The sequence below is a fragment of the Micromonospora sp. NPDC048040 genome, from assembly GCF_055587185.1.
Genome location: NZ_JBVJGT010000018.1, coordinates 1 through 24334, shown reverse-complemented (window position 1 = coordinate 24334; position 24334 = coordinate 1). Strand labels below are relative to the sequence as shown.

The 24334-nt window shown below is 72.7% G+C and carries 20 protein-coding genes; 5 read left to right on the top strand and 15 right to left on the bottom strand.

The genetic code is table 11. From position 1 onward, the window contains the following. Window positions 1–130 precede the first annotated feature (130 nt). The 13 genes from ACZ6O2_RS18865 to ACZ6O2_RS18805 all read right to left on the bottom strand — a co-directional run bounded on the left by ACZ6O2_RS18865 (window position 131) and on the right by ACZ6O2_RS18805 (window position 15885). A complete protein-coding gene (locus ACZ6O2_RS18865) occupies window positions 131–985 on the bottom strand; it encodes an SMP-30/gluconolactonase/LRE family protein (RefSeq protein WP_350705908.1) in 855 nt (284 codons plus the stop codon). A 78-nt stretch (window positions 986–1063) separates the two neighbouring features. Further along, window positions 1064–2002: a GNAT family N-acetyltransferase gene (locus ACZ6O2_RS18860; RefSeq protein ID WP_466023696.1), complete on the bottom strand. Its 939-nt coding sequence runs from the start codon at window positions 2000–2002 to the stop codon at window positions 1064–1066. Continuing rightward, entirely contained in the window at window positions 1999–2838 is an 840-nt protein-coding gene (locus ACZ6O2_RS18855) for a fumarylacetoacetate hydrolase family protein (protein WP_466023695.1), read from the bottom strand. The genes ACZ6O2_RS18860 and ACZ6O2_RS18855 overlap by 4 nt, the downstream gene beginning before the upstream one ends. Window positions 2839–2913: 75 nt before the next feature. Next, window positions 2914–3939 carry a hydroxyacid dehydrogenase gene (locus tag ACZ6O2_RS18850; RefSeq protein ID WP_466023694.1) on the bottom strand — a complete coding sequence of 342 codons (1026 nt, stop codon included), beginning with the start codon at window positions 3937–3939 and terminating at the stop codon, window positions 2914–2916. Window positions 3940–3991: 52 nt separating this feature from the next. Next, the gene (locus ACZ6O2_RS18845) at window positions 3992–4999 is read right to left on the bottom strand and encodes a dihydrodipicolinate synthase family protein (protein ID WP_466023693.1); all 1008 of its coding nucleotides are present in this window, start codon (window positions 4997–4999) and stop codon (window positions 3992–3994) included. A 2-nt stretch (window positions 5000–5001) separates the two neighbouring features. Then, window positions 5002–6024, bottom strand: a complete 1023-nt coding sequence (locus ACZ6O2_RS18840) for an NAD-dependent epimerase/dehydratase family protein (RefSeq protein WP_466023692.1) — start codon at window positions 6022–6024, stop codon at window positions 5002–5004. An 8-nt stretch (window positions 6025–6032) separates the two neighbouring features. Continuing rightward, window positions 6033–6935 carry a carbohydrate ABC transporter permease gene (locus tag ACZ6O2_RS18835; RefSeq protein WP_466023691.1) on the bottom strand — a complete coding sequence of 301 codons (903 nt, stop codon included), beginning with the start codon at window positions 6933–6935 and terminating at the stop codon, window positions 6033–6035. After that, entirely contained in the window at window positions 6932–7834 is a 903-nt protein-coding gene (locus tag ACZ6O2_RS18830; protein WP_466023690.1) for a carbohydrate ABC transporter permease, read from the bottom strand. Before ACZ6O2_RS18830 ends, ACZ6O2_RS18835 begins: the two co-directional genes overlap by 4 nt. A 96-nt stretch (window positions 7835–7930) precedes the next feature. Further along, window positions 7931–9166, bottom strand: a complete 1236-nt coding sequence (locus tag ACZ6O2_RS18825; RefSeq protein ID WP_466023689.1) for an ABC transporter substrate-binding protein — start codon at window positions 9164–9166, stop codon at window positions 7931–7933. Between the two features lie 23 nt (window positions 9167–9189). Next, window positions 9190–10452 carry a Gfo/Idh/MocA family protein gene (locus ACZ6O2_RS18820; RefSeq protein ID WP_466023688.1) on the bottom strand — a complete coding sequence of 421 codons (1263 nt, stop codon included), beginning with the start codon at window positions 10450–10452 and terminating at the stop codon, window positions 9190–9192. Window positions 10453–10490: 38 nt separating this feature from the next. Beyond that, window positions 10491–12674: a hypothetical protein gene (locus tag ACZ6O2_RS18815; protein WP_466023687.1), complete on the bottom strand. Its 2184-nt coding sequence runs from the start codon at window positions 12672–12674 to the stop codon at window positions 10491–10493. A gap of 37 nt (window positions 12675–12711) precedes the next feature. After that, on the bottom strand, window positions 12712–14814 hold the full coding sequence (locus ACZ6O2_RS18810; RefSeq protein WP_466023686.1) for a hypothetical protein: 2103 nt from the start codon (window positions 14812–14814) through the stop codon (window positions 12712–12714). A gap of 255 nt (window positions 14815–15069) precedes the next feature. After that, window positions 15070–15885: an IclR family transcriptional regulator gene (locus ACZ6O2_RS18805; RefSeq protein ID WP_466023685.1), complete on the bottom strand. Its 816-nt coding sequence runs from the start codon at window positions 15883–15885 to the stop codon at window positions 15070–15072. 241 nt (window positions 15886–16126) lie between these two features. Here ACZ6O2_RS18805 and ACZ6O2_RS18800 point away from each other — a divergent pair, with 241 nt between their 5' ends. The 4 genes from ACZ6O2_RS18800 to ACZ6O2_RS18785 are packed head-to-tail and all read left to right on the top strand — an operon-like array spanning window position 16127 to window position 20356. Next, entirely contained in the window at window positions 16127–17509 is a 1383-nt protein-coding gene (locus tag ACZ6O2_RS18800; protein WP_350705935.1) for an aspartate aminotransferase family protein, read from the top strand. After that, complete coding sequence (locus ACZ6O2_RS18795; protein ID WP_466023767.1) at window positions 17509–18696, top strand: mandelate racemase/muconate lactonizing enzyme family protein; 1188 nt, start codon at window positions 17509–17511, stop codon at window positions 18694–18696. Before ACZ6O2_RS18800 ends, ACZ6O2_RS18795 begins: the two co-directional genes overlap by 1 nt. Further along, the gene (locus ACZ6O2_RS18790) at window positions 18693–19535 is read left to right on the top strand and encodes an amidohydrolase family protein (protein WP_466023684.1); all 843 of its coding nucleotides are present in this window, start codon (window positions 18693–18695) and stop codon (window positions 19533–19535) included. Before ACZ6O2_RS18795 ends, ACZ6O2_RS18790 begins: the two co-directional genes overlap by 4 nt. Next, a complete protein-coding gene (locus ACZ6O2_RS18785) occupies window positions 19532–20356 on the top strand; it encodes an SDR family NAD(P)-dependent oxidoreductase (protein ID WP_466023683.1) in 825 nt (274 codons plus the stop codon). Before ACZ6O2_RS18790 ends, ACZ6O2_RS18785 begins: the two co-directional genes overlap by 4 nt. A gap of 73 nt (window positions 20357–20429) precedes the next feature. Here ACZ6O2_RS18785 and ACZ6O2_RS18780 read toward each other — a convergent pair whose 3' ends face one another. Then, window positions 20430–21074, bottom strand: a complete 645-nt coding sequence (locus tag ACZ6O2_RS18780) for a LuxR C-terminal-related transcriptional regulator (RefSeq protein ID WP_466023766.1) — start codon at window positions 21072–21074, stop codon at window positions 20430–20432. A 41-nt stretch (window positions 21075–21115) separates the two neighbouring features. Further along, window positions 21116–22372, bottom strand: coding sequence for a sensor histidine kinase (locus ACZ6O2_RS18775; RefSeq protein WP_466023682.1), 1257 nt, complete (start codon window positions 22370–22372; stop codon window positions 21116–21118). Between the two features lie 1004 nt (window positions 22373–23376). On the opposite strand from ACZ6O2_RS18775, the gene ACZ6O2_RS18770 reads away from it, so the two are divergent. Next, complete coding sequence (locus ACZ6O2_RS18770; protein ID WP_466023681.1) at window positions 23377–24183, top strand: hypothetical protein; 807 nt, start codon at window positions 23377–23379, stop codon at window positions 24181–24183. The last annotated feature ends 151 nt before the right edge of the window (window positions 24184–24334 follow it).

The following is a 24334-nucleotide window of genomic DNA, read 5'->3' as shown; positions in this document are numbered from 1 at the left end:
GCGACGCCGATCAGCGGCGGGCCGTCACCTGCGTCGCGAGACGTGGCGCGCGATCGGGCCTGGCGCCGCGGCCAGCGACCGGGCGCCGCCGGCGTGGTCAACCCGGCCATCCGCTGGCCCGGCGCCGCTGTCAGCCCGCGAAGGTGTGCTCGGGGAACCCCGGCACCTCGGGTCGGATCCGGAACAGCGCCCCGGCCGGGGAGCGGTCGTCGGCCGGCAGGCCCTGGCGGGAGGTGGTGACGTAGAGGTCAGCGTGGTCGGGGCCGCCGAACGCGCACGCGGTGGGGCGCCGAACCGGCAGCTCCACGACGGCGGTGAGGCGGCCGTCCGGGGCGTACCGGTGGACGGCGCCCCCGTCCCACAGGGCGACCCAGACACCGCCCTCGACGTCGAGGCAGAGCCCGTCCGGCGTGCCCGCGTCGGGCGGCACCGCGACCACCGGCCGCCGGTCGTGCAGCTCGCCGGTGGTCAGGTCGAAGGCGAAGGCGTCCACCCGGTGGGTGGCCGAGTCGACATACCAGGCGGTCCTGCCGTCCCGGGTCCAGGCCAGGCCGTTGGAGACGGTGAGCCCGGTGAGCACCGTCTCGACGGCACCGCTCGGGCTGAGCCGGTGCAGCGCGGCCCGACCCGGCGCGGCGTCGTACGCCATCGAGCCGCAGTAGAAGCGCCCGAGCGGGTCGCATCCGCCGTCGTTCATCCGGATCGACGGGTCCGACCAGAGCTCGGGCAGCAACTCCACCGAGTCGTCCCCGAGCAGCGCGAAGCCCCGCTCGACGGCGGCGACGAGGCCACCGCCGGATCGCGGGCGCAGGGCCGCGACCACCGGGGCGACGTGCCGGCGGCTGACCGCCCCGGTGGCCGGGTCCAGCGCCAGGACGTCCCCGACCAGCATGTCGACCCAGCGCAGCCGCTGGTCGTCGGGGCACCACACCGGCCCTTCGCCGTGTCCCGCGACCGCCGGCGTGACCTGTTCCGCGACGACCATCGGACCTCCCTGGTGTGCCGTACGTGGCGTGGGCCGCCCCGTGTCGCCGTCGCCGGCGGGGTGCGGCTCGTGCGGTGTTCACAGATAGTCGGCCGGCCAGTGGAAGGCCCCGGGCGCGCCGGTGATCGCGGCCAGGTGGTCGGGTGCCGCGTGGATCGGCCGGACCATGCCGGTGGTGTCGGCCTCGGTCACCGGGTCGGCCAGGAGACACGGTAGTGCCGCCTCGATCGCCGGGTCGGCCGGCAGCCGGGCCGTACAGTGCCGTACGTCGCGTTCGGCGGCGGTGCGGGCGACGGCGCCGAACAGGGCGCGCAGGGCGTCCGGCCGGTCGGGGCGGGCAGCGGCCTCGACCACTCGGACGCGCCCGGGAGACCACTGCGCGGCCAGGTAGCCCGCCGTGCGGTCGCGGTGCCGGGCCACCAGTAGCTCGGTGGGTGGGGCGTACCAGACCGGGACCCGGAGCCGCCAGTCGTCGGCGTCCCGCACGGTGCTCAGCGGCCGGTGCGCGTTGAACGACTCGTGCACGGGGGCGAGTTCCGCCCAGTCCACCGGGGATCGCGCCCGCACGGTCCAGTCCGGCGGCAGGGGAGTGCCCGCTGCCGGTCGACCGCTCGGGTGGCGCAGGGTGAACGTGTCGTAGCCGCTGCTCAGGTAGACGCCCGGTGTGCCGGTGAACAGCAACGACCAGGCGCAGCCGTCCGCTGCCATCGCCGCGACGGCCAGGTCGAGCAGGCGGCGGATGTGACCCCGACCGCGGGCCTGGACCCGGGTGGCGACGTTGGCGACGCCGCCGACCAGGTCGACGCCGCCGGCGGCGTTGCGTACCCGGCGGGGCAGGTAGTAGACGGCGGCGACGACCGCTCCGGCCTCCACCGCGACGAACGTGCGTCGGAAGCGGTCGCGGTCGTGGGCGTAGAGCCGGGTCACGTGCGCGTCCGTGAACGCCTCGGCCCACGTGGCGTAGAGCGACGGTACGTCCGCCGGCGTGGCCGGACGGTACTCGACGGGGGCGGTCACGCGGGCGCGAGCACGTTGCGCTGCCGGCCGAGCCCGTCGATCGCCGTCTCCATCACGTCGCCGGCCGCCAGGTAGGGGAACCGGCCGGACAGCGCCACCCCCTGCGGGGTGCCGGTGTTGAGGACGTCGCCCGGTTCCAGCACGGTGAACTGGGACAGGTGCCAGATCAGGTACGCCACGTCGAAGATCATGTCGGCCGTGCGGGAGTCCTGCCGGGGCTCGCCGTTGACCCACGAACGTAGCCGCAGTGCCTGCGGGTCGCCCACCTCGTCCGGCGTGACCAGCCACGGGCCGAGCGGGTTGAAGGTCTCGCACGACTTGCCCTTGGACCACTGGCCACCGGGATCCGCGAACTGGTAGTCCCGTTCGGACACGTCGTTGGTGACCGCGTAACCCGCCACGTGGGCCAGCGCCTGAGCCGGGGAGTCCAGGTAGCGGACGCGTCTCCCGATCACCACGGCCAGTTCCACCTCCCAGTCGGTCCTCGTCGAGCCACGCGGCACCAGCACCTGGTCGTACGGGCCCACCACGGTGTTCGGCGACTTGTGGAACAGGATCGGCTCGCCGGGCGGGGCGACTCCGGACTCGGCGGCGTGCGCGCTGTAGTTCTGCCCGATGCAGAGCACCGCCCCGGGCCGGGCGATCGGGGCGCCGATCCGCTCCCCGGTCACGTCGAGCAGCGGCAGCGGCCCCGCCGCTCGCACGCGCCCCACGGGGTCAGTGGCGAGGAACGCCGCGTCGATGTCGGCGGTGATCCCGCTCAGGTCGAAGTGGTTGGCGCCGTCGAACAGCACCGGCCGCTCGGCGCCGACCGGGCCGATTCGCATGAACTTCATGATTTCCTCTCTGCCGACAGCGGGCCGCGGGCGGGCCCGGGTCCAGCGCGTACGGATCGGGTGGGGGACGGCGGGTCAGCCGGTGTGGGCCAGCATCTCGGGCGTCACCGCGTGGGCGAGGGGTCGACCGGTCACGTACCGGATGATCTCGTCGACGACGATCTCGCCCTGCCGCCGGCGACCCTGCACGGTCCCGGCGGCCTGGTGCGGGGTGAGCAGCACGTTGGGCAGCGCCCGCAGCGGGTGGCCGGTGGGCAGCGGCTCCTCGTCGAAGACGTCCAGCGCGGCGTCGATCCGGCCGCGGGACAGCTCCACGACGAGCGCCGCCTCGTCGACCAGCCAGGACCGGGCGGTGTTGACCAGCCCGGCGCCGTCGGGCAGCAGCGCCAGCTCGCGGGCACCGAGCAGGTGCCGGGTCTCCGGCAGGGTCGGTGCGTGCAGCGCGACGATCCGGCTACCGGCGAGCAGTTCGTCCAGGCCGACCAGCCGGACGCCGAGCGCGGCGGCGTCCGCCGTGGTCAGCGTCGGGTCGTACACGCTGGTCTCCGCCCCCAGGGCCCGGACCAGCTCCAGGTACGCCCGCCCGGTGCGGGACGCGCCGACGACGCCGACCGGGCAGCCGAGGATCTCGTGCCGGGGTGGCGCCTGTTCCGCCCGGCTCCAGGTCGCGCCGCCGCGCAGCGCGTGGTCGAAGCGGGGCGTCTGGTGCAGCAGGGCCAGGGTGAACGCGAGCGCGACCTCGGCCACCGACCGGGCCATGCCCTGCCCCGCCTGGGTGACCGTGATGCCGCGGGCGAACACCTCGGGGGTCACGAACGGCTTGACCGACGCGCCGGTGTGCGCGACCAGCCGGAGCGCGGGGGCGCGGTCCAGCAGGGCCGCGTCGAGCCGAGGAACGCTCCAGGAGGTCACCAGCACCTCGGCCCGGGCCAGCAGCGGCGCCAGGTCGGTGCGGGTGAGTGCCGCGTGGTCGTCGACCAGCGTGGCATCGGTGACGGTGGTCAGCCGGTCGCCGACCCGGTCGGGGAAGAACTGGGCGCGCAGTGCGGCCGGTACGGACACCACGGTGACCGGACGGTGCCCGCCGGGGAGCGTGGTCACGGGTCGGCCGTCCGGCGGCCCGGGCCTGCCGGCCGCGCCGGCCCCGGGGGGCTCACCGGAGCCAGTCATCGCGACGCTCCGCGACGAAGTCGTCGTCCGTCAGCCACGGGTAGGCGGTGCTCACCCGGGTCAGCTCCTCGGCCTGGCCGGGCGACAGCCCCTCGGCCGGGTCGAGGCACCACACCCCGTCGAGCAGCCCCTGCCGGCGCAGCACCTCGTGGACCCCGGCGATGCAGCCGTCGAAGTCGTTCGCCGCGTCGAACACCGCCGCGTTCGCGTCCGTGAGCGCCGCCGCGCGGGCGGTCAGCTCCGCCAGCGCCGCCGCGTCGCCGGAGCGGGCCGCCCGCACCCGGTCGAACATCGCCACCGCCGCGCGGGTCCACACCGCCCACTGGCCGAGCAACCCGCCGACGAACCGGCGGCCGGCGAACTCGCCGAGCAGGTCGCCGAGGATGTTGTCGTCGTTGCCGGTGTACAGGGCCACCTCCGCGCCCCGGTCGGCGGCGGCGATCCCGCGCACCGCCTCCAGGGTGCGGTACCTGTCGAACGGGGCCAGCTTCACCGCGACCACCGACGGCAGGTCGGCGAACGCCCGCCAGAACGCCGGGGACAGGCGCGGGCCGCCGATGGCCGGCTGGAGGTAGAAGCCGATCACCGGCAGCACGTCGCCGACGGCGCGCGCCCGCTGGAGCAGGTACGCCTCGTCGGCGCCCGGCACGACGGGGGACAGCAGCACGGCGTGGTAGCCCAGCCCGGCCGCCAGCTCGGCCTCGGCGACGGCCTGGACGGTGGGGCCGCACGCCCCGGCGACCTTCACCACCGGCCGGCCGGCCTCGGCGTCGACGGTCTCGGCGGCCAGGGCGAGCACCGGCCGCAGCAGTCCGGCCTCCCGGACGGCGAACTGGGTGGTGTGCACGCCGACGGCGAGTCCGCCCGCCCCGGCGGCCAGGTAGTAGCGGGTCAGCGCTCGCTGCCGCCGCTCGTCGAGGCGACGGTCGGCGGTCAGCGCCAGCGGGTGCGCCGGGATGACGGTGCCTTCGCGCAGCAGTTCCGGGGACACGGTCAGAACCTCCCGTCGCGGACGGCGAACTTGGTGGGCTTGCCGGAGGTCGGCAGCCCGGAGGCCAGCCAGTCGGCCTGCCAGTCGATCAGGGTGCCCAGCGGGACGTCCGGGTAGCCGAACAGCGCGTGGCAGCGGGTGGCGTCGTTGAGCAGCGCCGTGGGCGCCTCGGTGCCGGCGTACGTCACCGGCCTGCCCAGGCGCGCGCCGAACCGGGCGGCGATCCGGCGTACCGGCGCGGTCTCCGGGCCGGTCAGGTTCAGGGTGCACACGTCGGCGCTGGCGTGCCGCAGTGCCCGCAGGGCGACCTCGTTGGCGTAGCCCTGCCAGACCACGTTGACGTGGCCGGTGGTGACGTCGACCGGGTCGCCGGCCAGCACCGCCTGCCCGATGTCGGCGAGCACCCCGTAGCGCAGGTCGACGGCGTAGTTGAGCCGCAGCACCGCGACCGGGGTGCCCCGGGTCGCGGCGGCGTGCGCGAAGACCTGCTCGCGGCCGAGGCAGCTCATCGCGTAGTCGCCGACCGGGCCGGTCGGGTCGGTCTCCACGCAGCCGCCGGAGGTCACCGGCACCATCGGGTAGACGTTGCCGGTGGAGAACGCGGCGATCCGGGCGGCCGGGTAGCGGCGGGCCACCGCGGCGGGCAGCACCGCGTTGACCATCCAGGCCAGGTGGGGGGCGGTGGCGGTGCCGAACTTCGCGCCCACCATGAAGATCACGTCGCGGGCGTCGGGCAGGCCGCCCAGGTCGCCGTCGCCCAGCAGGTCGAACGCCACCGGCTCCACCCCGTCGGCGGCCAGCGCGTCGGCCGCCGCCCGGTCCGACCAGCGCGACACCGCGTACACCCGGTCGCCGGTGCGGCCGGCGGCGTCGAGCCCCCGGCGGGCCAGCCGGCACAGCGACGGGCCCATCTTGCCCCCGGCGCCGAGCACCACCAGGTCGCCGGAGTCGCCGGCCAGGTCGGCGACGAGCGCCGCCGACGGCCGGGTCAGCCGGTCCTCCAACTCGGACTCACTGTTGAACACTGGTCTTCTCATCCCTTGATTCCGGACATCGTGACGCCCTCGGTGAAGTACCGCTGGCCGACGAGGTACGCGGCGAAGATCGGCACGAACGCGACGACCGAGCCGGCGAGCATGACGTTGAGCGGCACGTTCTCCTGCTGGAGGGAGGCGATGCCGACGGTGAGCGTGCGCATGTCCCCGCTCTGCCCGATGATCAGCGGCCAGAGCAGGTCGTTCCAGTGCCACAGGAAGACGAACACGCCGAGGGTGGCCAGGATCGGCTTGCACAGCGGCAGCACGATCTGCACGAACATCCGCCACTCCGACGCGCCGTCGATGCGCGCCGCCTCGAACAGTTCGTCCGGCAGGCCCTGGATGAACTGCCGCATCAGGAAGACCGCCTGCGCGTTCGCGAGCGTCGGCAGGATCAGCCCCCAGTAGGTGTCCACCCCGCCGACCTTCGCGATCAGGATGAAGGTCGGGATGAGGGTGACGTGGTAGGGCACCATCACCATCGCCAGGAACGACCAGAACATCGTCTCCCGGCCGGGGAATCGCTTCTTCGCGAACGCGTACCCGGCCATCGCGGCGAGCAGGAGCACCGCGACGACGCTGACCACCGAGTAGATCGTGGTGTTCAGCAGCCACCGCAGGATGCTCCGCGAGTCGAGCACGGTGGCGTACGCGTCGAGGTCGATCGGCCAGGGCAGCAGGCTGCCGGGGAACTCGACGGCAGCGGTCGGCTTCAGGCTCAACACGACCATCGCGTAGAACGGGAACAGGGTGACCACGCTGGCGACGGCGAGCAGCACGTACCGCAGCGCGGTGCCGGCCGGTCCGGGCTGCAACGCCCGGTACGACCGACGCCGCCGCATCGCCGGCGGGGGTGGCGTGGTGGGCGCGGGCGTGGGGGCGGTGCTCGTGGCGGTCACTTGTTCCTCCCGAGGGCCAGCCGCTGGACCAGGGCGACGACCAGGGTCATCACGAACAGGGCCACCCCGATCGCGCTGGCGTAGCCGAGGTCGAAGTACTTGAAGCCCTGGTCGTACAGGGCCATGACGAGGGTGTAGCTGGCGCGGGCCGGGCCGCCGCCGGTCATCGCGTACACGAGGTCGAAGACCTGGAAGGAGGCGGTGGTCTCGATCACCAGCAGGAAGAACAGGACCGGCTTGAGCTGGGGCAGCACGATCCAGCGGAACCGCTGCCACGGGCCGGCGCCGTCGGTGAGCGCCGCCTCCTCCTGCTCGCGGGGCAGGTCCTGGAGCCGGGCCAGCACGATCAGCATGCCGTACCCGAAGTGTGACCAGACGCCGACCAGCGCCAGCGCCGGCACCACCAGCGTGCTGGAGGCCAGCCACGAGTCGTCGGGCAGGCCGAGCCAGCCCATGATCCGCGACCACGGGCCGTCGGAGGAGAACACCCAGGAGAAGACGGTGGCGACGAGGACCAGGCTGGTGACCACCGGCAGGAAGAACACCGACCGGAAGAAGCCGACGCCGCGGAAGCCGCGCCGGACCAGCAGCGCCAGCCCGACCGACACGGCCACGGTCAGCGGCACGTACAGCAGGGTGTAGGCGACGGTGACCCGCAGCGACTGCCAGAACACCGGGTCGTTGACCAGGTGGCGGGCGTTGTCCAGCCCGGTCCACTCGGCGTCGCCGCCGATCGTGTACTCCATGAAGCCGAGCACCAGCCCGGCGATGGCCGGGCCGAAGCGGAACGCCAGGAACAGCAGGAACGCGGGGAGGACGAAGAGCAGACCCCATCGTGCCTCGCGCCGGGCGATCACCCGCCGGGCCCTGCGGGCCGGCAGCTGAGCAGGTACGGCCATCTCGCCATCCTCTTCGCGGGTACGACCGGCCGACGTGGCCGGTCTGGTGGTGCCCGGCCCGCCGCCGCGACGCGGCGACGGCGGGGCCGGTGTGGGTCAGAGCAGCGCGTCGGCGGCCTTGGCCGCGTCGGCGAGGGCCTGCTCGGGGGTCTTCTTGCCGATCAGCGCGGCCTGGATCTCGGGGCCGAGCACGCCCATCACCTCGCGGCTCTTCTCGTTCAGCGAGCCGACGGTCATGCTCGGCAGGGTCTTTTCCAGCTCGCCGTTGACCGGGTCCTGGGCGTAGAGCGAGCCGGCGGACTTCTTCGTGGAGAAGTAGCCGCCCGCCGTGTCGTACGCGGTGGCCACGGACGGCTGGGTGGCGAAGGTGATCCACTCGCCGGCGGCCTTCTTGGCCTTGCTGCCCTTGAGCATCGACAGGCTGCCCACCGCGCCGTAGCCGACGCTCCTGACGTCGGTCAGCGGCGGGAAGATCTTGATGTTCTCCTTGCCCCAGAACGTCTCGACGTCGGCCGGGACGTGCTGCCAGGTGCAGGCCACCTTGTTCTTGGCGACGTTGGTCTGCTCGAAGGCGGGGATGTTGGTGAGCAGGTCCTTCTCCACGTAGCCGCCGTCGACGAGCTGCTTGAGGAAGGTCAGCGCCTTGACGCCCTCGGGGCCGTCGAACGCCACCGACTTGCCGTCGGCGCCGAACACGTCACCGCCGGCCTGCCACAGCAGGGGGTAGAAGGACTGGTTCAGGGTGGCGTTCGGGTCGGCGTAGTAGTTGGTCACGTCGAAGCCCTTGGCCTTGAACGTCGGCGCGAGGGCGAGCAGGTCCGCCCAGGTCCTCGGGTAGTTGGTGACGCCGGCGGCGGCGAACACCTTCGCGTTGCACATCAGCGGGTTGGCGCTGGTGAGGATGGGCGCGCCGAGCATCTTGCCGTCCTGGGTGACCGCCTCGCGGAGGTTGTCCAGGTAGTCGGCCTTTGCGTCGGCCGGCAGGTACTCGTCGACCGGTTCGATCATCTTGCCGAACTTCCCGAGCTGGTCGGGGATCAGGTAGACCACGTCGGGGCCCTTGCCGCCGGCGATCGCGGCGGTCAGCGACTCCTCCCGCTTGGCCCACGGGAAGATCTCGACCTTCACGTCGACGTTCGGGTGGTCGGCCTCGAACGCGGCGACCTGCTTGTCCCAGAAGCCCCGGTGGGTGGCCTCGTCGGGGATCACCGGGTAGATCCACATGGTGACGTTCTGCTTGTCGCCGCCGGCGTCGGATCCGCCGCCGCACGCGGTGAGCAGCCCGGCCGCCAGCGCGGCGACAGCGACCGGCGCGAACCTGCGAACTCGCATCTGTCCGTTCCTCTCTGAAGGGTTCACTGCGCGGGCACGGTGACGACCGTGCCGGTGTGCCGGGCCGCCTCGGCGGCGAAGACCGCGAGGTGGCTGGCGAGGGTCTCGTCCAGTCCGGACCGGATGTGCCGGCCGTCGCCGGTGGCGACGGCGCGGACGAAGGCGTCCATCAGCCCGGTGTCGCCGCCGCCGTGGTCGTCGGCGGCGGTGGACCCGCCGACCGTGCCGGCGTCGAGGACCTCGATCCGGTCGGTGCGGAAGTCGTGCACCCGGACCCGCTCGCCGTCGCCGGAGAGCGAGCCGTGGGTGCCGAACAGTTGGGTCTGGCGGTGGGTCTGTTCGGTGAAGGCGGCCATGGTGAAGGTGGCGGTGACCCCGCCGGTCAGCTCCATCGCCACGACCTGGTGGTCGACGACGTCGTTGTCGCCGGCGTAGACGCAGCGCCCGTACGGGCCGGTGCGCAGCGCCTCGACCAGCGCGGCCTCGTCGGTGCCGTCGGTGACCACGCTGACCGGCCAGATCGGCCCGTGCTTACGCAGCACCGGCAGGTACAGCTTCGGCGCCGAGTACGGGCAGTCCGGCTCGACCGGGCAGTCCAGGCACCGCTGCGCGGCGCCGGCCGGGGCCTGGTCGGGCCGGAAGTGGCGCAGCCCGCCGAAGCTGGCGACGCGTTCGATGCGCCGGCCGGTGACGTAGCCGAGCCAGTCCAGGTCGTGGCTGGACTTGGCCAGCAGCATCGGGGTGGCCAGGTCCTCCCGCCGCCACGGGCCGCGCACGTAGGAGTGGGCGTAGTGCCACCAGCCGACCGGTTCGAGGTGCTGGACGCTGACGATCTCGCCCAGCACCCCGCTGTCGACCACCCGCTTCACCAGGTCGGTGTAGGGGGTGTAGCGCAGCACGTGGCAGACGGCGAACAGCACCCCGGTGGCGCGGACCGCGTCGACGATCTCCCGGCACTGGTCCGCCGTCGGCGCGAGCGGTTTCTCCACCAGCAGGTGCCGGCCCGCCTTGGCGAACGCGACGGCCGGCTCCACGTGCATCCGGTCCTGGGTGGCCACGACGACCGCGTCGGCCGGCGCGTCCGCCGCCAGCAGGTCCCGCCAGTCGGCGTACTCCGCCGCGCCGGGGTGGGCGGCGCTGATCAGCCCCCGCTGGTGGGGGCGCGGGTCGGCGACCGCGACGAGCCGCGCGCGTGCGGGGTTGGCGGCCACCCACCGGGCGTACGTCTGTCCCCGGTTTCCGGCGCCCACCAGCGCCACCCGCACCGGCCGGTCCTGCTGTTCCACCTGTTCCTCGCCTTCTCTCTCGCTCGCCGTCGCCGCGTTCAGACCGTCAGGTTTCCGGCGTCGCGCACCCGGGGCGATGCGGCGGGCAGCTCCCGGGCCACGCCCTCCTCGACGCACCCGGTGTGGTGCAGGTACGACCCCTCGCCGAAGCCGGCGTCGGCCAGCCGCAGCTTCCCGCCGGTGAACTGCGCCCCGACGGCGGAGTACCGGTTGGTGCCGGCGTCGACGCTGACGTGGGCGGTGCCGGCGTCGACGGTGCTGCTGCGGTAGCCGCCCAGTTCCCACCGCACGACGCCGGTCGCCGCGGCGCGGGACAGCAGCGCCTTCGCCGCGTTCGTCCCGCTGAACAGCGCCCCGGATCCGACGCTGATCCGCTGGTCGGCGGCGCCGGCGAGGCGGATGCCGGTGTCGGTGAACGTGCCGCCGGAGAGGCGCAGGTCGGCGGACTTCACGGTGACCGGCGCGGCGTCGGGGGCGCCGACGAACGTCACGTCGGTCAGGTGCAGCCGCCCGGTGCCGCTGAAGGTGTGGCCGTTGACCCCCCGGAGCGTGGTGCGGACCAGGTGCACCGGGGTGGTGACGCTGGCCTGCACCACGTCGGTGCCGGCGGTGGCGAGGGTGAAGGAGCAGCCCTCGATGACGTTCGGCCGCTGCGACCGGGTGGACTGCTGGGAGATGATCAGCGTGTCGTCGGCGGAGCAGCCGCGCAGTTGCACGCCGTCGGCGTTGACCCACATCATCCCGGAGCCGGCCAGCCCGGCCTTGCGGATGACCTGCACGTCCTCGAGGGTCAGGTCGGTGACCTTCACCCGGGCCACGAACCAGGAGCAGACGTGCTTGCGCACGGTGATCCGCTTGGCCACCGAGCCCCAGGCCGCTCCGGAGTTGGCGAAGGTCATCAGCCCGGAGTTGCCGGTGTAGACGAGGTCGTGCTCGTACTGGCCGTGGGTGACGAAGGGACCCTGGTCGTCGCCGTCGCCGTGACAGTTGGTGACGTAGCAGTACGCCGAGGCGGTCCAGTCGTTGAGGTGCCGGGCGTTGGAGGTGCGGCAGTCCTCGACGTGCCCGTACAGGCAGTAGATCTGCTGGGTCAGGTAGCCCGCGCCGCCCCAGGTGACCGAGGTGGGGTTCTTCAGGGTGCACCGGGTGGTGTGGAAGTACGTGCACCAGCGGCGCATGATCACCGGCCAGAACGTGCCGGTGGCGTCGACGTCGGCGACGTCGCAGTGCACGGCGTACTCGTAGGCGATCGGGTGGGAGCCGGTGTACTGGTCGCCACCGTTGCCGGTGAACACCAGGTCGCGTACGTGCACCCGGCTGACCGGCTCGACCCGGGTCCAGGTGAGGGTGCGTCCGGGGGCCAGCTCCCAGCCGTTCTTGTAGTTGACCCGGATGTGGGTGCCGTCGACGATCTGGGTGACCTGGACGAGCTTCTGCAGCTCCTTCTCCCAGCGGCCGGCGAGCTGGTTGACCTCGACGGCGTACCACTGGCCGACGGCGAACGCGCCGGAGTCGGCGACCTGGAAGGAGTCCCAGCCCTCCCGGACCGGCTCGGTCAGGGTGTGGGTGCGCACCTCGTCGGTGACCGTGCCACGGAAGAACAACACGGCGGCGAACGGGTCGTCGCGGCCGGCGTCCTCGATCCCGTCGGTGGACATGGTGTGCCCGCCGAAGTCGAGCACGAGGTCGCTGCGGGTGAACCGGTGCCGCTTGACGAAGTGCAGGTCGGAGTGGGCCTCGATGCGGTGCACCGACGGGTCGTTCACCATGGCGTCCAACGCGGCGTCGGCGGGGGTCTTCGCGTCGAAGATGCCGAAGTGCCGGAACTCGACGACGCCGTCGTGCAGCTGGAGCCAGCGTCCGGGGCCGGGCCGGTCGCCGTGCGGGTCGAGCACGGTGCCGCCGTTGCCCGCGGCGGTGCTGGCCGCGTTCCAGCGGACGAAACGGGCGCCGCCGTCGCCGGCGGCGTAGTGCCCGTCGACGTGCACGACCCGCCCGTCGTGCAGGGTGCCGGGATTCAGGCTGAGCAGGGCGGCGACGGTGCCGACGTGCAGGACCGCGTCGAGGCCGGGGGCCAGGGGGTTCGCCGTGCTGTCGGGCTCGGGGGCGGCGGACGCGGCGGTCGCGGGGGCGAGGGTGAGGGCGGCGCCGGCTAGGGCGAGCCCGCCGACCCCGGTGGCGCGCAGCAGGGTGCGGCGGGAGGTCGGTTCGGAACGGTCCATGGGGGTGTCTCCTCTTCCAGGGGGGGGGGCGAGGCGATCAGAGGGTGAGGTTGTCGCCGGTGGCGACGCGGGCGGAGTCGGCGGGCAGTTCGCGGGCGACCCCCTCCTCGACGCACCCGGTGTGCAGCAGGGTGGAGGCGGCGCCGAAGGCCGCGTCGGCGAGCGCCAGCCGCCCGCCGGAGAAGCGGGCGCCGACGGCCCGGTACCGGTTGACGCCGGTGTCGATGCGCACGTGCGCGGTCTCCGCGTCGGCCGCCGCGCTGCGGTAGTCGCCCAGCTCGATCCGGACCGCGCCGGTGCCGGCGGCCCGGGTCAGCAGCGCCCGGCGGGCGTTGCTGCCGGTGACCACCGCACCGCCGTCGACGACGAGGCGCTGGTCGCGGACGGCGGACAGCTCGATGCCGGTGTCGGTCAGGGTGCCGCCGCGTACCACCACCTCGGCCGCGCCGATCAGCAGCGGTGCCGCGCCCGGCGCCCCGGTCAGGGTGCAGTCGGTGAAGTGGACGGGGCCGGCGCCGCGCATGATCGCGCCGTCCAGGCCGCGGAAGGTGGTTCGGACGAAGTGCACCGGGTTGCTCACCGGGGTCTGCACGATCACCGTGCCGGCGGGCTGGTCGAAGTCGCAGTCGGCGATGACCGTGGGCCGGCGGGAGCGGGTCGAGCGCTGGGCGATGCTCAGCGTCCGCGCCGAACAGCCGCGTAGCTGCGCGCCGTCGGCGTTGACCTGGAGCGTGCCGGCCGGGTCGAAGGTGGAGCGGGCGACGACCCGCACGTCCTCCAGGGTCAGGTCGGTGATCTTGGTGCCGGCGACGAACCAGGAGCAGACGTGCCGGCGGACGGTGATCCGCTTGGCGCTGATGCCCCACTGGCCACCGCTGTTGGCGATGTCCATCAGGCCGGAGTTGCCGGTGAAGACGAGGTCGTGCTCGTACTGGCCGTGGGTGGTGAACGGGTTGCCTCCGGCGTCGTCGCCGTCGCCGTGGCAGTTCTCCACCGTGCAGTACGCCGAGGCGGTGAGGTCGTTGAGGTGCCGGGCGTTGGAGCTGCGGCAGTCCACGACGTGCCCGTACAGGCAGTAGATCTGCTGGGTGAGGTAGCCGGCGCCGCCGTACATCACGGTCGGCGGGTTCTTCAGGGTGCAGTTGGCGGTGGTGAAGTGGGTGCACCAGCGGCGCATGATCACCGGCCACCAGGTGCCGGTGGCGTCGATGCCGGACACGTCGCAGCGCACCGCGTACTCGTAGGCGACCGGGTGGGAGCCGCTGTACTCGCGGTCGTCCGGCCCGGACCCGGGGTACTCGCCGGTGAAGGCGACGTGGCCGAGGAAGACCATGTTGCGTACGTGGGCGCGCTGGACCGGCTCGACCCGCCGCCAGGTGATCGTGCGTCCGGGCTCCAGCGTCCAGCCGTTGAGGTAGCCCACCCGGATGTGGGTGCCGTCGACGATCCCGGTGACCTGGACCATCTTCTGTAGTTCGCGCTCGTCGGCGCCGGTGAGGGCATTGCTGGTGGCGGTCCACCACTGGCCGACGGTGAAGCGCCCCGAGTCGGGCACCGGGAACACGTCGGTCAGCTCGGGCACGGTCTCGGTGAGGGTGTGGGTGACCGTCGTGTCGGTCACCGCACCCCGGAAGTAGAGCACCGCGCCGAACGGGTTGTCGCGGGTGTTGCGCTCGATGCCGTCGGTGTGCACCGTGTGCCCGCCGAAGTCCAGCTCGATGTCGCTGCGGCCGAAGGTGTGCCGCTTGACGAAGCGCAGGTCGGTGTGGGCCTCGATCCGACGGATCGCCGGGTCGGCGACCATCGCGTCCAGCGCGGCGTCGGCGGGGGTGTCCCGGCCGAAGATCCCGAACATCCGGAAGTCGCCGACCCCGTCGTGCACGGCCGACCACCGGCCGCGCCGGTCACCGCGCCCGCCCGGGTACGGGTCGTGCACGGTGCCGCCGTTGCCGGCGGCGGTGCTGGTGGGGTCCCAGCGCAGCAGCATGCCGCCGCCGTCGCCGGGGGTGTGGTAGCCGGCGACCCGTGCCAGCGTGCGGGCCGTCAGCGCGGCGGGGGTGAGGTCGGCCAGGTCGGCGACGGTGTCGACGCGCAGGACCTGGTCGTGGGGGGTGGGAAAGGACGTGCCGAGTAGACCCATGGAGAGCCTCAACCTTCGCGGTCCCGCCGGCCGGCGGGTGCGCCGGACGGCGGTGCTGGGGGTCTGTGGGCGCCGCGGGGCGCCACAGGACGGGGGGAAGGTCGGGCAAACGCGCGAGGCGCGCAGGCGGCGGAGCTGCTGACCGGAACGCCCGGTGCCGGGGCTGCGGCACGACGGGAGTCAGCTGGTTCGCCCGAGACGGTCGCGGCCGGGCCGCGACGCTGGCGGAACGTTAAACAGCAGGTGAACCCGCTGTCAAGGGGTCTGTTCCGCCGGGACGTGGCCGAGCCGGACGGAGATGGCGTCGGCGGCCTGGCGCACCTGTCGTCCCAGCTCCTGGTATCGCCAGCTGGGTAGGCCGAGCTTCAGCCCGGTCACGCTGATGGCTCCGCAGCACGCGCCGGTGTGGTCGCGCAGGGCGCTGCCGATGCAGAACACCCCCTCGGCGTCCTCCTCGTCGTCGAGGGCGTACCCGGCGCGGCGGACGTCGGCCAGGTGGGCCAGCAGGGAGTCCAGGTCGCAGATGGTGTGGTCGGTGCGCCGGGGCAGCCCGACGCGGCCGATCAGCTCGGCGACCTGCGGCGGGGTCATCTCGGCCAGCAGGGCCTTGCCCAGCCCGGTGCAGTGCGGCAGCTCGCGCGTGCCCATCCGCAGCTCGATCTGGATCCGCTCGCCGTTGCTGACCTGGTCGACGACGACCGCGTGCGCCCCCTCGGGGACGGCCAGCCGGGAGCTGAGCCCGGTGTCGCGGGTCAGCCGGGTCAGCACCGGGCGGGCGATGTCGCGCAGCGAGAGCTGCTCCTGGGCGCGGACGCCGAGGCGCGCCAGGGACATCCCGAGCCGGTAGCGCCGGTTCATCCCCTCGCCGTCGTCGGCGGCCAGGCCGTGGTGGCACAGGGTGTGCAGGGTGGCGAACGCGGCGCTCTTGGACAGGCCGCAGACGCGGGCGACGTCGGTGACGCTGAGCCCCTCGCCGGGGGTGGCGGCGGACAACGCCTCCAGCACCTCGGCCGCGCGGCTGACGCTGCGCACCAGGTAGCGGGAGCTGTCCCCGTCTTCGGTGGTGGTCATGGTCCTTCTTTCGGGCAGGGGGAAGCCGGAGCTGTTCGCCACGGCCGAACAGCGTAACAAAGCTGTTCGAGATTCGGCATCCCGGCGTGTTGACCGTGGCGAACAAGCGTGCTTAGTATGCCGAACAGCGTTTGGCAATGCCGAACAGTGTTCCGAAACTTCGTAATGTTCCTCCTGCGGCGGACACCCCGCGGCGCCGCGACCGGGCTGGGTCGCCGCGCCGCACCGATGAGGAGAAGGTGTGAATTCACGATCGGCCCCGACCGGCGCCACGCTCGCCGAGCGGGCGCGTCGGGTCATCCCCGGCGGCGTCAACAGCGGACAGCGCAGCATCCCCGGCCTCACCGAGCTGGTGATCGCCCGGGCCTCCGGAGCGCACTTCTGGGACGCTGACGGACGCCAGTACACCGACTACCACGCGGCCTTCGGGCCACCCCTGCTCGGCCACAACGACCCCGACGTCAACGCCGCCGTCACCGAGGCCGGCAGGCGGCTGGACCTGTGCGGCGTGGCCGTCACCGACGGCGAGGTCCAGCTCGCCGAGACCCTCGCCGAGCTGGTGCCCAGCATCGAGAAGGTGCTGCTCACCAGCACCGGCAGCGAGGCCACCTTCCACGCCCTGCGGGTCGCCCGCGCCGCCACCGGCCGGCGCCTGGTGGTCAAGTTCCAGGGCTGCTACCACGGCTGGCACGACTCGGTCAGCCTCAACGTCATCTCCGCCCCGGACAAGGTGGGCGTGGCCGACCCGATCTCCACCGGCATCCTGCCCGAGGTCCTCGACGCCACCCTCGTGCTGCGCTTCAACGACGTGGCCGCCGTCCGGGCCGCCTTCGCCGCGCACGGCGACGACATCGCCGCCGTCATCGTCGAGCCGGTGCCGCACAACGTCGGCTGCCTCCTGCCCGACCAGGAGTTCCTGCGCACCCTGCGCGAGGAGTGCACCCGGGCCGGCAGCGTGCTCGTCTTCGACGAGGTGATCACCGGCTTCCGGCACGACCTCGGCGGCTGGCAGAAGATCAGCGGCGTCACCCCGGACCTGACCACCCTCGGCAAGGCCATCGCCAACGGCTACCCGATCGGTGCCCTCGGCGGCCGGGCCGACCTGATGGACATGTTCAGTACCCACCCCGGCGCGCCCGCGTTCTTCGCCGGCACCTACAACGGCCACCCGGCCGTGGTCGCCGCCGCCATCGCCACCCTCGGCAAGCTGCGCGCCGAGCCCGTGCACGAGCACGTCTACCGGCTCGGCGAGCGGGCCCGCGCCGGCATCACCGAGGTCCTCGCCGACCTCGGCGTCCCCGCCGTGGTCACCGGCCACGGCTCCGTCTTCGTGACGTACTTCATGGCCGGCCCGGCGCCGCGCAGCTACGACGACCTGCTGCGCAACGATGCCGGCATGTTCATCGGCTACCGTCGGCGGATGCCCGAGCACGGCATCTTCGAGCTGCCGCTGAACCTCAAGCGCAACCACATCTCGTACGCCCACACCGACGCCGACATCGACCACCTCGTCGACGCCACCCGGGCGGCCGTCCGCGACACCCTCGCCGCCGGCGGGGTGACCGAGCTGGCCGGCACCGCCACCATGGGCGGCGCGACCCCCACCGGGGGAGGGCGGCGGTGATGCTGACCGTCGACAAGACACGCCCGGTCGGCCCGGCCGGTCGGATCAGCCGGGTGGAGACCCTCACCCTCGGCACCGCCTGGCGGGACTTCTCCTACGTACGCGTACACACCGACGCCGGGCTCTCCGGCGTCGGCGAGATCACCCACCCGTACCGGGCCCGGGAGACCTGCCAGCTCGCCGAGGCGATGGCCGGGCGGCACCTGATCGGCGCCGACCCGTTCGACGTCGAGGAGATCTGGCTGCGCATGTACCAGGGCGACTTCCTGCGCGGCGGCGACGTCGGCGGGATCGTCGTCTCCGGCGTCGACCAGGCCCTCTACGACATCATGGGCAAGGCCCTCGGCGTGCCCGCGTACCGGCTGACCGGCGGGGCCTGTCGCGACCGCGTCCGGGTCTACGCCAACGGCTGGTACACCGGCGACCGGGAGCCCGCCGCCTTCGCCGAACGGGCCGTCGCCACCGTCGCCAAGGGGTACACCGCGCTGAAGTTCGACCCGTTCGGCGCCGGTCTCGGCGAGCTGTCCCGCGCCGAGCTGCGCCGATCGGTCGACATCGTCGCCGCCGTCCGCGAGGCCGTCGGGCCCGAGACCGAGCTGTTCGTCGAGGGCCACGCCCGTTTCGCCATGCACACCGCCGCCCGGCTCGTCCGGGAGCTGGAGCCGTTCGACCTCGGCTGGTTCGAGGAACCGCTGCCGTGGACCCACATCGAGCGGTACGCCGAGCTGCGCGCCCGCGCCACCATGCCGATCTCCGGCGGCGAGCACTTCCACAACCGTTACGAGTACGCCCGGCTGTTCGCCACCGACGCGGTCGACATCATCCAACCCGACCTGTCCATGGCCGGCGGGTTCACCGAGGTACGCAAGCTCGCCGCCATCGCCGACCAGCACGCCATGGTGGTCGCCCCGCACAACTCCAACTCGCCGCTGTGCACCACCGCCTCGGTGCACGCCGTCCTCGGGATGCCGAACTTCAAGATCCTCGAGACGTTCGACGGCCTGTTGGAGGAGTACGTCTTCGACGCCGTGCGCGGTGCCCTGCCCGTGGTCGACGGGCACATCGACCTGCCCACCGCGCCCGGCCTCGGCGTCGAGCTGGTCGACGAGGTGTTCGTCGAGCACCCGCCGAGCCACGGCTTCTGGAACATGTTCGCCGAGGGTTGGGAGAAACGGGACCGCCGATGATCGTCGACGTGCACTCGCACCTGTTCGACTGCCCGGACCACGTCGGCGACCCGTTCGCCGCCGAGGCGGCCCGGGCGCACGGCGGCGAGGTCGACCTGACGGTGCGGTGGTCGGAGTACGCGGCCACCGCACCGGAGGACACGAAGACGATCGTGGTCGGCGGCAAGGCCCGCCGCTCCGGGCTGTGGGTCGACGACGCCGCCGTGGCCGCGTACGTCGCCGCCCAGCCCGACCGGCTCGTCGGCTACCTCGCCCTGGACCCCACCCAGCCCGGCTGGCGCGACGAACTGGAGCACGGGCACCGCGACCTCGGCCTGCGCGGCATCAAGCTGATGCCGATGTACGCCGGGTTCGACCCCGCCGACCCGGCCCACGACGACCTGTACACCTACGCCGTCCGGCACGGACTGCCGCTGCTCGTGCACACCGGGACCACCTTCGTCTCCACCGCACCCCTGCGCTTCGCCCTTCCGGTGCACCTCGACGAGGTGGCGATCCGCCACCCGGAGCTGCGGATGGTGCTGGCCCACCTCGGCCACCCGTACGAGGGGGAGTGCATCGCGGTCATCCGCAAGCACCGGCACGTCTACGCCGACGTCTCCGCGCTGCACTACCGACCCTTCCAGCTCTGGCACAGCCTCCGGCTCGTCCAGGACTACGGGGTGTGGCACAAGTTGCTGTTCGGCAGCGACTATCCCTTCACCACCGTCGACGCCTCGATCGAGGGGCTGCGGGCGGTGGGTCGGGTGCCCGGCATCCCCGGCCTCGACCCGCTCGACACCGAGCAGATCGAGCAGCTCATCCACCGCCCGTCGCTCGACCTGCTGGGGTTGGCATGACCATCGTCCCGTCCTCCTTCGACCTGTCCGGCCGGCTGGCCGTGGTGACCGGTGCGGCGCGCGGGCTCGGGGCGGCCTTCGCCACCGGGCTCGCCGCCGCCGGCGCCGACGTCGTGGTCGTCGACCGGCCCGGCGTCGACCTCGGCGCGGTCGCCGCCGCGGTCGCCGACCACGGCCGCGCCTGCCACCCGTACGCCTTCGACCTGGCCGACACCGAGGCGATCGCACCCTGGGTGGACGACCTGCGGCGCGCCCACGGGCCGGTGCACGTCCTGGTCAACAACGCCGGGGTGGCCCGGTTGGAGCACTTCAACGAGATCACCGTCGCCAACTGGCGGGAGGTGATGCGGGTGAACGTGGACGCCGTCTTCTTCCTCGCGCAACGCGTCGCCGAGCACATGATCGCCGACGGGGTGGCTGGCCGCATCGTCAACGTCTCCTCGAAGAACGGGCTGATGGCCGAGGCCGGGCTGGCCCACTACAACGCATCCAAGGGTGCCGTCGAGCTACTCACCCGGTCGCTCGCCGCCGAGCTGGGGCCGCACGGCATCACCGCCAACACGATCGCTCCCGGGATGATCGCCACCCCGATCGACGGTGAGTTCTCCCTGGACCGGCAGGCGTTCGAGGCAGCCTGGGAGGAGCGGATCCCCCTGCGGGGCGGCTACGGTACGCCGGCCGACTGCGTCGGCGCGCTCCTGTTGCTCGCCTCCGAGGCCGGCCGTTACATCAACGGCACCCACCTGGTCGTCGATGGGGGAGTGCTCGCTGACCAGATGCCCCGACTGCGGTTCATGCCGCCGTACCGCAGCACTCTCTGAGGGACGCTCGCGGGCCCGGCCGGCGTCCTCGGTGGGGCAGGCCCCACCGAGAGAGGGTGTGGACGGGCCGCCGTCAGGCCCTGAGGTAGGCAAGGACGGCGAGCACCCGACGGTGCTGGGCGTCGTCAGGCGGCAGGCCGAGCTTGGCGAAAACATTGCCGATGTGCTTTTCCACCGTGCTGGCGGAGACCACCAGCCGCTCGGCGATGGCCGTGTTGGAATGACCCTCGGCCATCAGCGCCAGGAGTTGCCGTTCACGCGTGGTCAGCGCCCCCAGGGCGTTGTCCCGGCGCTGCCCGGCCAGCAACTGCGCAACGACCTGCGGGTCGAGCACCGTCGCGCCCCGGGCGACGCGATCCAGGGCATCCAGGAACTCCTCGACCCTGGCGACCCGGTTCTTCAGCAGGTACCCGACCGCACCGGAACCGTCCGCGAGCAGATCGCCGGCGTAGGACGCCTCCACATACTGGCTGAGCACCAGCATGGGGGCGCCGGGCAACTGCGAGCGGGCGGTGATCGCCGCGCGCAAGCCCTCGTCCGTATAGGTCGGCGGCATCCGCACATCGACGATCGACACGTCCGGGCGGTGTCTGAGCACCGCCTCGACCAGGGCCGGGCCATCACCGATCGCGGCCACCACCTGGTGACCGTCCTCGGCGAGCAGGCGGACCAGGCCCTCACGCAGCAGTACCGCGTCGTCGGCCAGGACGATCCGCAGCGGACCGCGGGCCGCGCGGTCCGGTGGTGGTTCGTGCGGGTTCAGCAGCACGGCAGCTCCGCGGTGATCGCCGTCGGGCCGCCGTAGGGACTGGTGACCCACAGCCGGCCGCCGACCGCGTGCAGCCGGTCTTCCAACCCGCGCAGCCCGTGTCCCTTGTCCAGCGCGGCGCCGCCCACCCCGTCGTCCGTCACCCAGACCCGCAAGGTTCCCTCACTGTGGCGCAGCCCGATCGCGCACCGGGCGGCGCGGCTGTGCTTGGCCACGTTGGTCAGGGCCTCGGCGATCACAAAATACGCGGCCGTCTCGACCGCCGCGTCCAGCCGGTCGCTCAGGGGGTCGGCATCGAGCTCAACCGGTACGGTCGAGCGCGCGGCCAGGGCGGTGAGCGCCGCGCGCAGGCCACGGTCGACGAGGATCGGCGGGGCGATGCCACGCGACAGGGCCCGTAGCTCGTCCAGCGCCTCCTCGGTCTGGACGATCGCGTCGGCGAGCGCCGCGCGGACGGCCTCCGGCCTGCTGTCGAGGTGGTGCTGGGCGCGGCCCAGTTCCATCGCCAGGCGGACCAGCCGCTGCTGGGGCCCGTCGTGGATGTCGCGTTCGAGCCGGCGCAGCGCGGTCGCCTCGGCCGTCACCGCGGCGACGGTCCGTCCGCGGGCGGTGTCCCGCTCCCGCTCCAGTCCGCTGATCCTGCGGTGCAACGCGGACGCGTCAGACAGCAGCGTCTGCCCCAGTCCGGCCTGGGCGGCGACGCACGCCCGGGTCACCAGCGGCAGGGTGAACAGCAACAGCAGGCCGACCGCGGTCCCGAAGGCGAGCCGCTCGGTCGGCGACGTCAGTCCCAGGGTCACGGCGATGTGGGACCGGGGGCTGCCCACGGTCAGGGTCGTCGGCCGCATGGGCCCCGCGGAGGAGTAGGGGCTGCGCAGGGCGGACGTGCCGGCACCGAGCCCGACGAACCACCACAGCACCGTCACCACCGAGGTGACCAGGGCGACAGGGAGCACCGCCACCGCGTGCGCCACGCCGAGCCACAGCCCCGGGCCGGACGCGGCGGCTGTCTTCTTCGGTCTCCGCCGCTGGCCCACACCCTCCACGCCGGCGGCCGGGGGACGCACCTTGGCGATCCGCCACCGTTCCACGTCGGCGAACCACCGCACCAGCGCCAAACCGCCGGCCACGACCGGCGACCGGCCCGGCAGCAGCAGACCGACCGCTCCGATACACAGACCAGTGAGCACCAGCAACAGGCCGGCCACGGCGGTCACCGGCGCGGTGAGCAGGTACAGCGACTCCACGACAGTGCGACGCCCCGTACGGAAGACGAACCTGACGCCCGACCGCCACCGACGCCCGCGGGTCGCCACCGCTCGGCCTGGACCGACCACGACGGCGGATTCCCCACCGTCGAGCGCACGCCGATCCGCCTTCAGGTCGACCATCTGCCCGGTGGAGGTGACCCGGTGCCGGTCCGGCTGTGGTCCTCGAAGAGCAGGATGCACAGCGCCGACGTGCGCTGGCGGTAACTCGTCGCCCGGCCCGCTGGACCGTGTTCATGCCCCATTGTTCCCTGTTCTGGCGCAGCGGTTCTGACATCGTGGTGCTGCCGTGGCGGTTCAGGCATCACGGCGGGTGAGAGCCCAACCCCGGCCGCTGGCGCGTCCATCGTATACGGGCGCAGCAGGCCGGAAGCTCAGCCGGGCGACGGCATGTGCGCGACTGGCTTGACCGCGGTCAGCGAGTTCGGCATCGCGTTGGGCAGGAACTTCTGCGCCGTGTCCAGGATCGAGGGCGTGCCGGAACGGACAGCAGCGGCAGCACGAACAGCACGCCGACCAGGGCACAGATGACGCCCGCGGCGTGCCGGATGATCGCGCCGACGCCCAGGCCGATGAGCGCGATCAGCGGGGGATGCGCCGGGCATCACACCGCGCGCCGTACGCCAGGCTGACCGAGCGTGGGCTGCGGGGCCGACGCCGGTCGCGGCCGACTCTCTGCGCCCGCCCTGCCCTGAGAGGTGGGGCAGGCCCCACCTCCAAGTGTCCGGCGCACCCCCGTGACCGGGCGACCGCCGGTGCGGGATGGTGATCGGAACGAACGACAGCATCACAACCCGCCGGCGCGCACGAACGATCCCGAACACGATCCGCTCACCGCCGACGCGGTAACCGACTCATGGTGGCGGCGGCCCTCCTGGCTGCGGCCGGGCCGTCTACACACACTCGATCGAGCCGAAGGAATCTCCTTGCGCAGTCCCGCAACCCCGTCGCGATCCGCAGGCATCTCCGGTCGCATCCTCGCTATGCTCGTCGCCCTCGCTGTGGCCCTCACCGCCGCCTTCGTCGTCGCCCCGCGCACGCTGGCGGCGAGCGGGTCGGGCGGCGGCTTCGTCGACAGGCGCGACCTCGTAGAAGCCCTGGGCGAAGAATTCGTCAAGTACTGGCGTTCCGGCGACCGGGATCTTTCCCCGGGAATGCAGAGGGTTGTCGATTACTGGTTCCGTTACCACCTGGCCAAGGCCGTGATCGCTGCGATCTTGCTGATCGTGCTCGTCGCACTCGGCCTTCTTCTCTGGAAGGCATTCCTGAGGGCCGGCGGTATCGGGGCGGGAAGGAGGGCCGCCCTCACGTCGGGCGGCGTTCTTGTCACGATGCTCGCGCTGTTCTCGTTGGCGATGGTGATGGCCAACGTGCAGGGTGCGGTAGCGCCCTACGCCTCGCTGTTGCCGATGTTGACGGCCGGCGAAACCGACGGAGAGCTCGCCGACACGCTCGATCAGGTCAGGCAGCGACTGGCGGATTCCCTGAGCGCGGGTGACCGGACCCCGCCGGCCCTCGAGGTGATGATCAGCGACTTCTCCCGATATCACGTGGCGATGGCCGTGGTTGCTGCGATCGTGGCGGTCGTCCTCGTCGGCACGGGCGTGGGGTTGTGGAAGAGGGTTGCGAGGACAGCGCCGTCCGACAGGCGGACGAGGCGCGTGTTGGGGTCCTTCGGTGTTCTCTCGGCGTTGTTGTCGCTGGTCGTGATCGTTGTCGCTGTGGCGAACACGACCACCGCAGCGGACCCGGCGCCGGCACTCCTGGCCTTCTTCGACGGCGGATGGTGACGCACCTCGTGGGCGATCAGCTGCACGCTTTCCGGCGAGAAGACACCTCTCGTGCTGCCTGGGTTCCACAGATGTGCTGGTCGGCTAGTACACGAATCTTGGGGTTGAGCTGCGGAAACACGGCTTTGGACGCCTAGCAGGCGTGTCACTA

Coding starts and splice junctions, on each gene's coding strand:
- ACZ6O2_RS18865 (WP_350705908.1), bottom strand. CDS start 985: ATGGTCGTCGCGGAACAGGTCACGCCGGCGGTCGCGGGACACGGCGAA.
- ACZ6O2_RS18855 (WP_466023695.1), bottom strand. CDS start 2,838: ATGAAGTTCATGCGAATCGGCCCGGTCGGCGCCGAGCGGCCGGTGCTG.
- ACZ6O2_RS18830 (WP_466023690.1), bottom strand. CDS start 7,834: ATGGCCGTACCTGCTCAGCTGCCGGCCCGCAGGGCCCGGCGGGTGATC.
- ACZ6O2_RS18825 (WP_466023689.1), bottom strand. CDS start 9,166: ATGCGAGTTCGCAGGTTCGCGCCGGTCGCTGTCGCCGCGCTGGCGGCC.
- ACZ6O2_RS18815 (WP_466023687.1), bottom strand. CDS start 12,674: ATGGACCGTTCCGAACCGACCTCCCGCCGCACCCTGCTGCGCGCCACC.
- ACZ6O2_RS18810 (WP_466023686.1), bottom strand. CDS start 14,814: ATGGGTCTACTCGGCACGTCCTTTCCCACCCCCCACGACCAGGTCCTG.
- ACZ6O2_RS18805 (WP_466023685.1), bottom strand. CDS start 15,885: ATGACCACCACCGAAGACGGGGACAGCTCCCGCTACCTGGTGCGCAGC.
- ACZ6O2_RS18795 (WP_466023767.1), top strand. CDS start 17,509: ATGCTGACCGTCGACAAGACACGCCCGGTCGGCCCGGCCGGTCGGATC.
- ACZ6O2_RS18790 (WP_466023684.1), top strand. CDS start 18,693: ATGATCGTCGACGTGCACTCGCACCTGTTCGACTGCCCGGACCACGTC.
- ACZ6O2_RS18785 (WP_466023683.1), top strand. CDS start 19,532: ATGACCATCGTCCCGTCCTCCTTCGACCTGTCCGGCCGGCTGGCCGTG.
- ACZ6O2_RS18770 (WP_466023681.1), top strand. CDS start 23,377: ATGCTCGTCGCCCTCGCTGTGGCCCTCACCGCCGCCTTCGTCGTCGCC.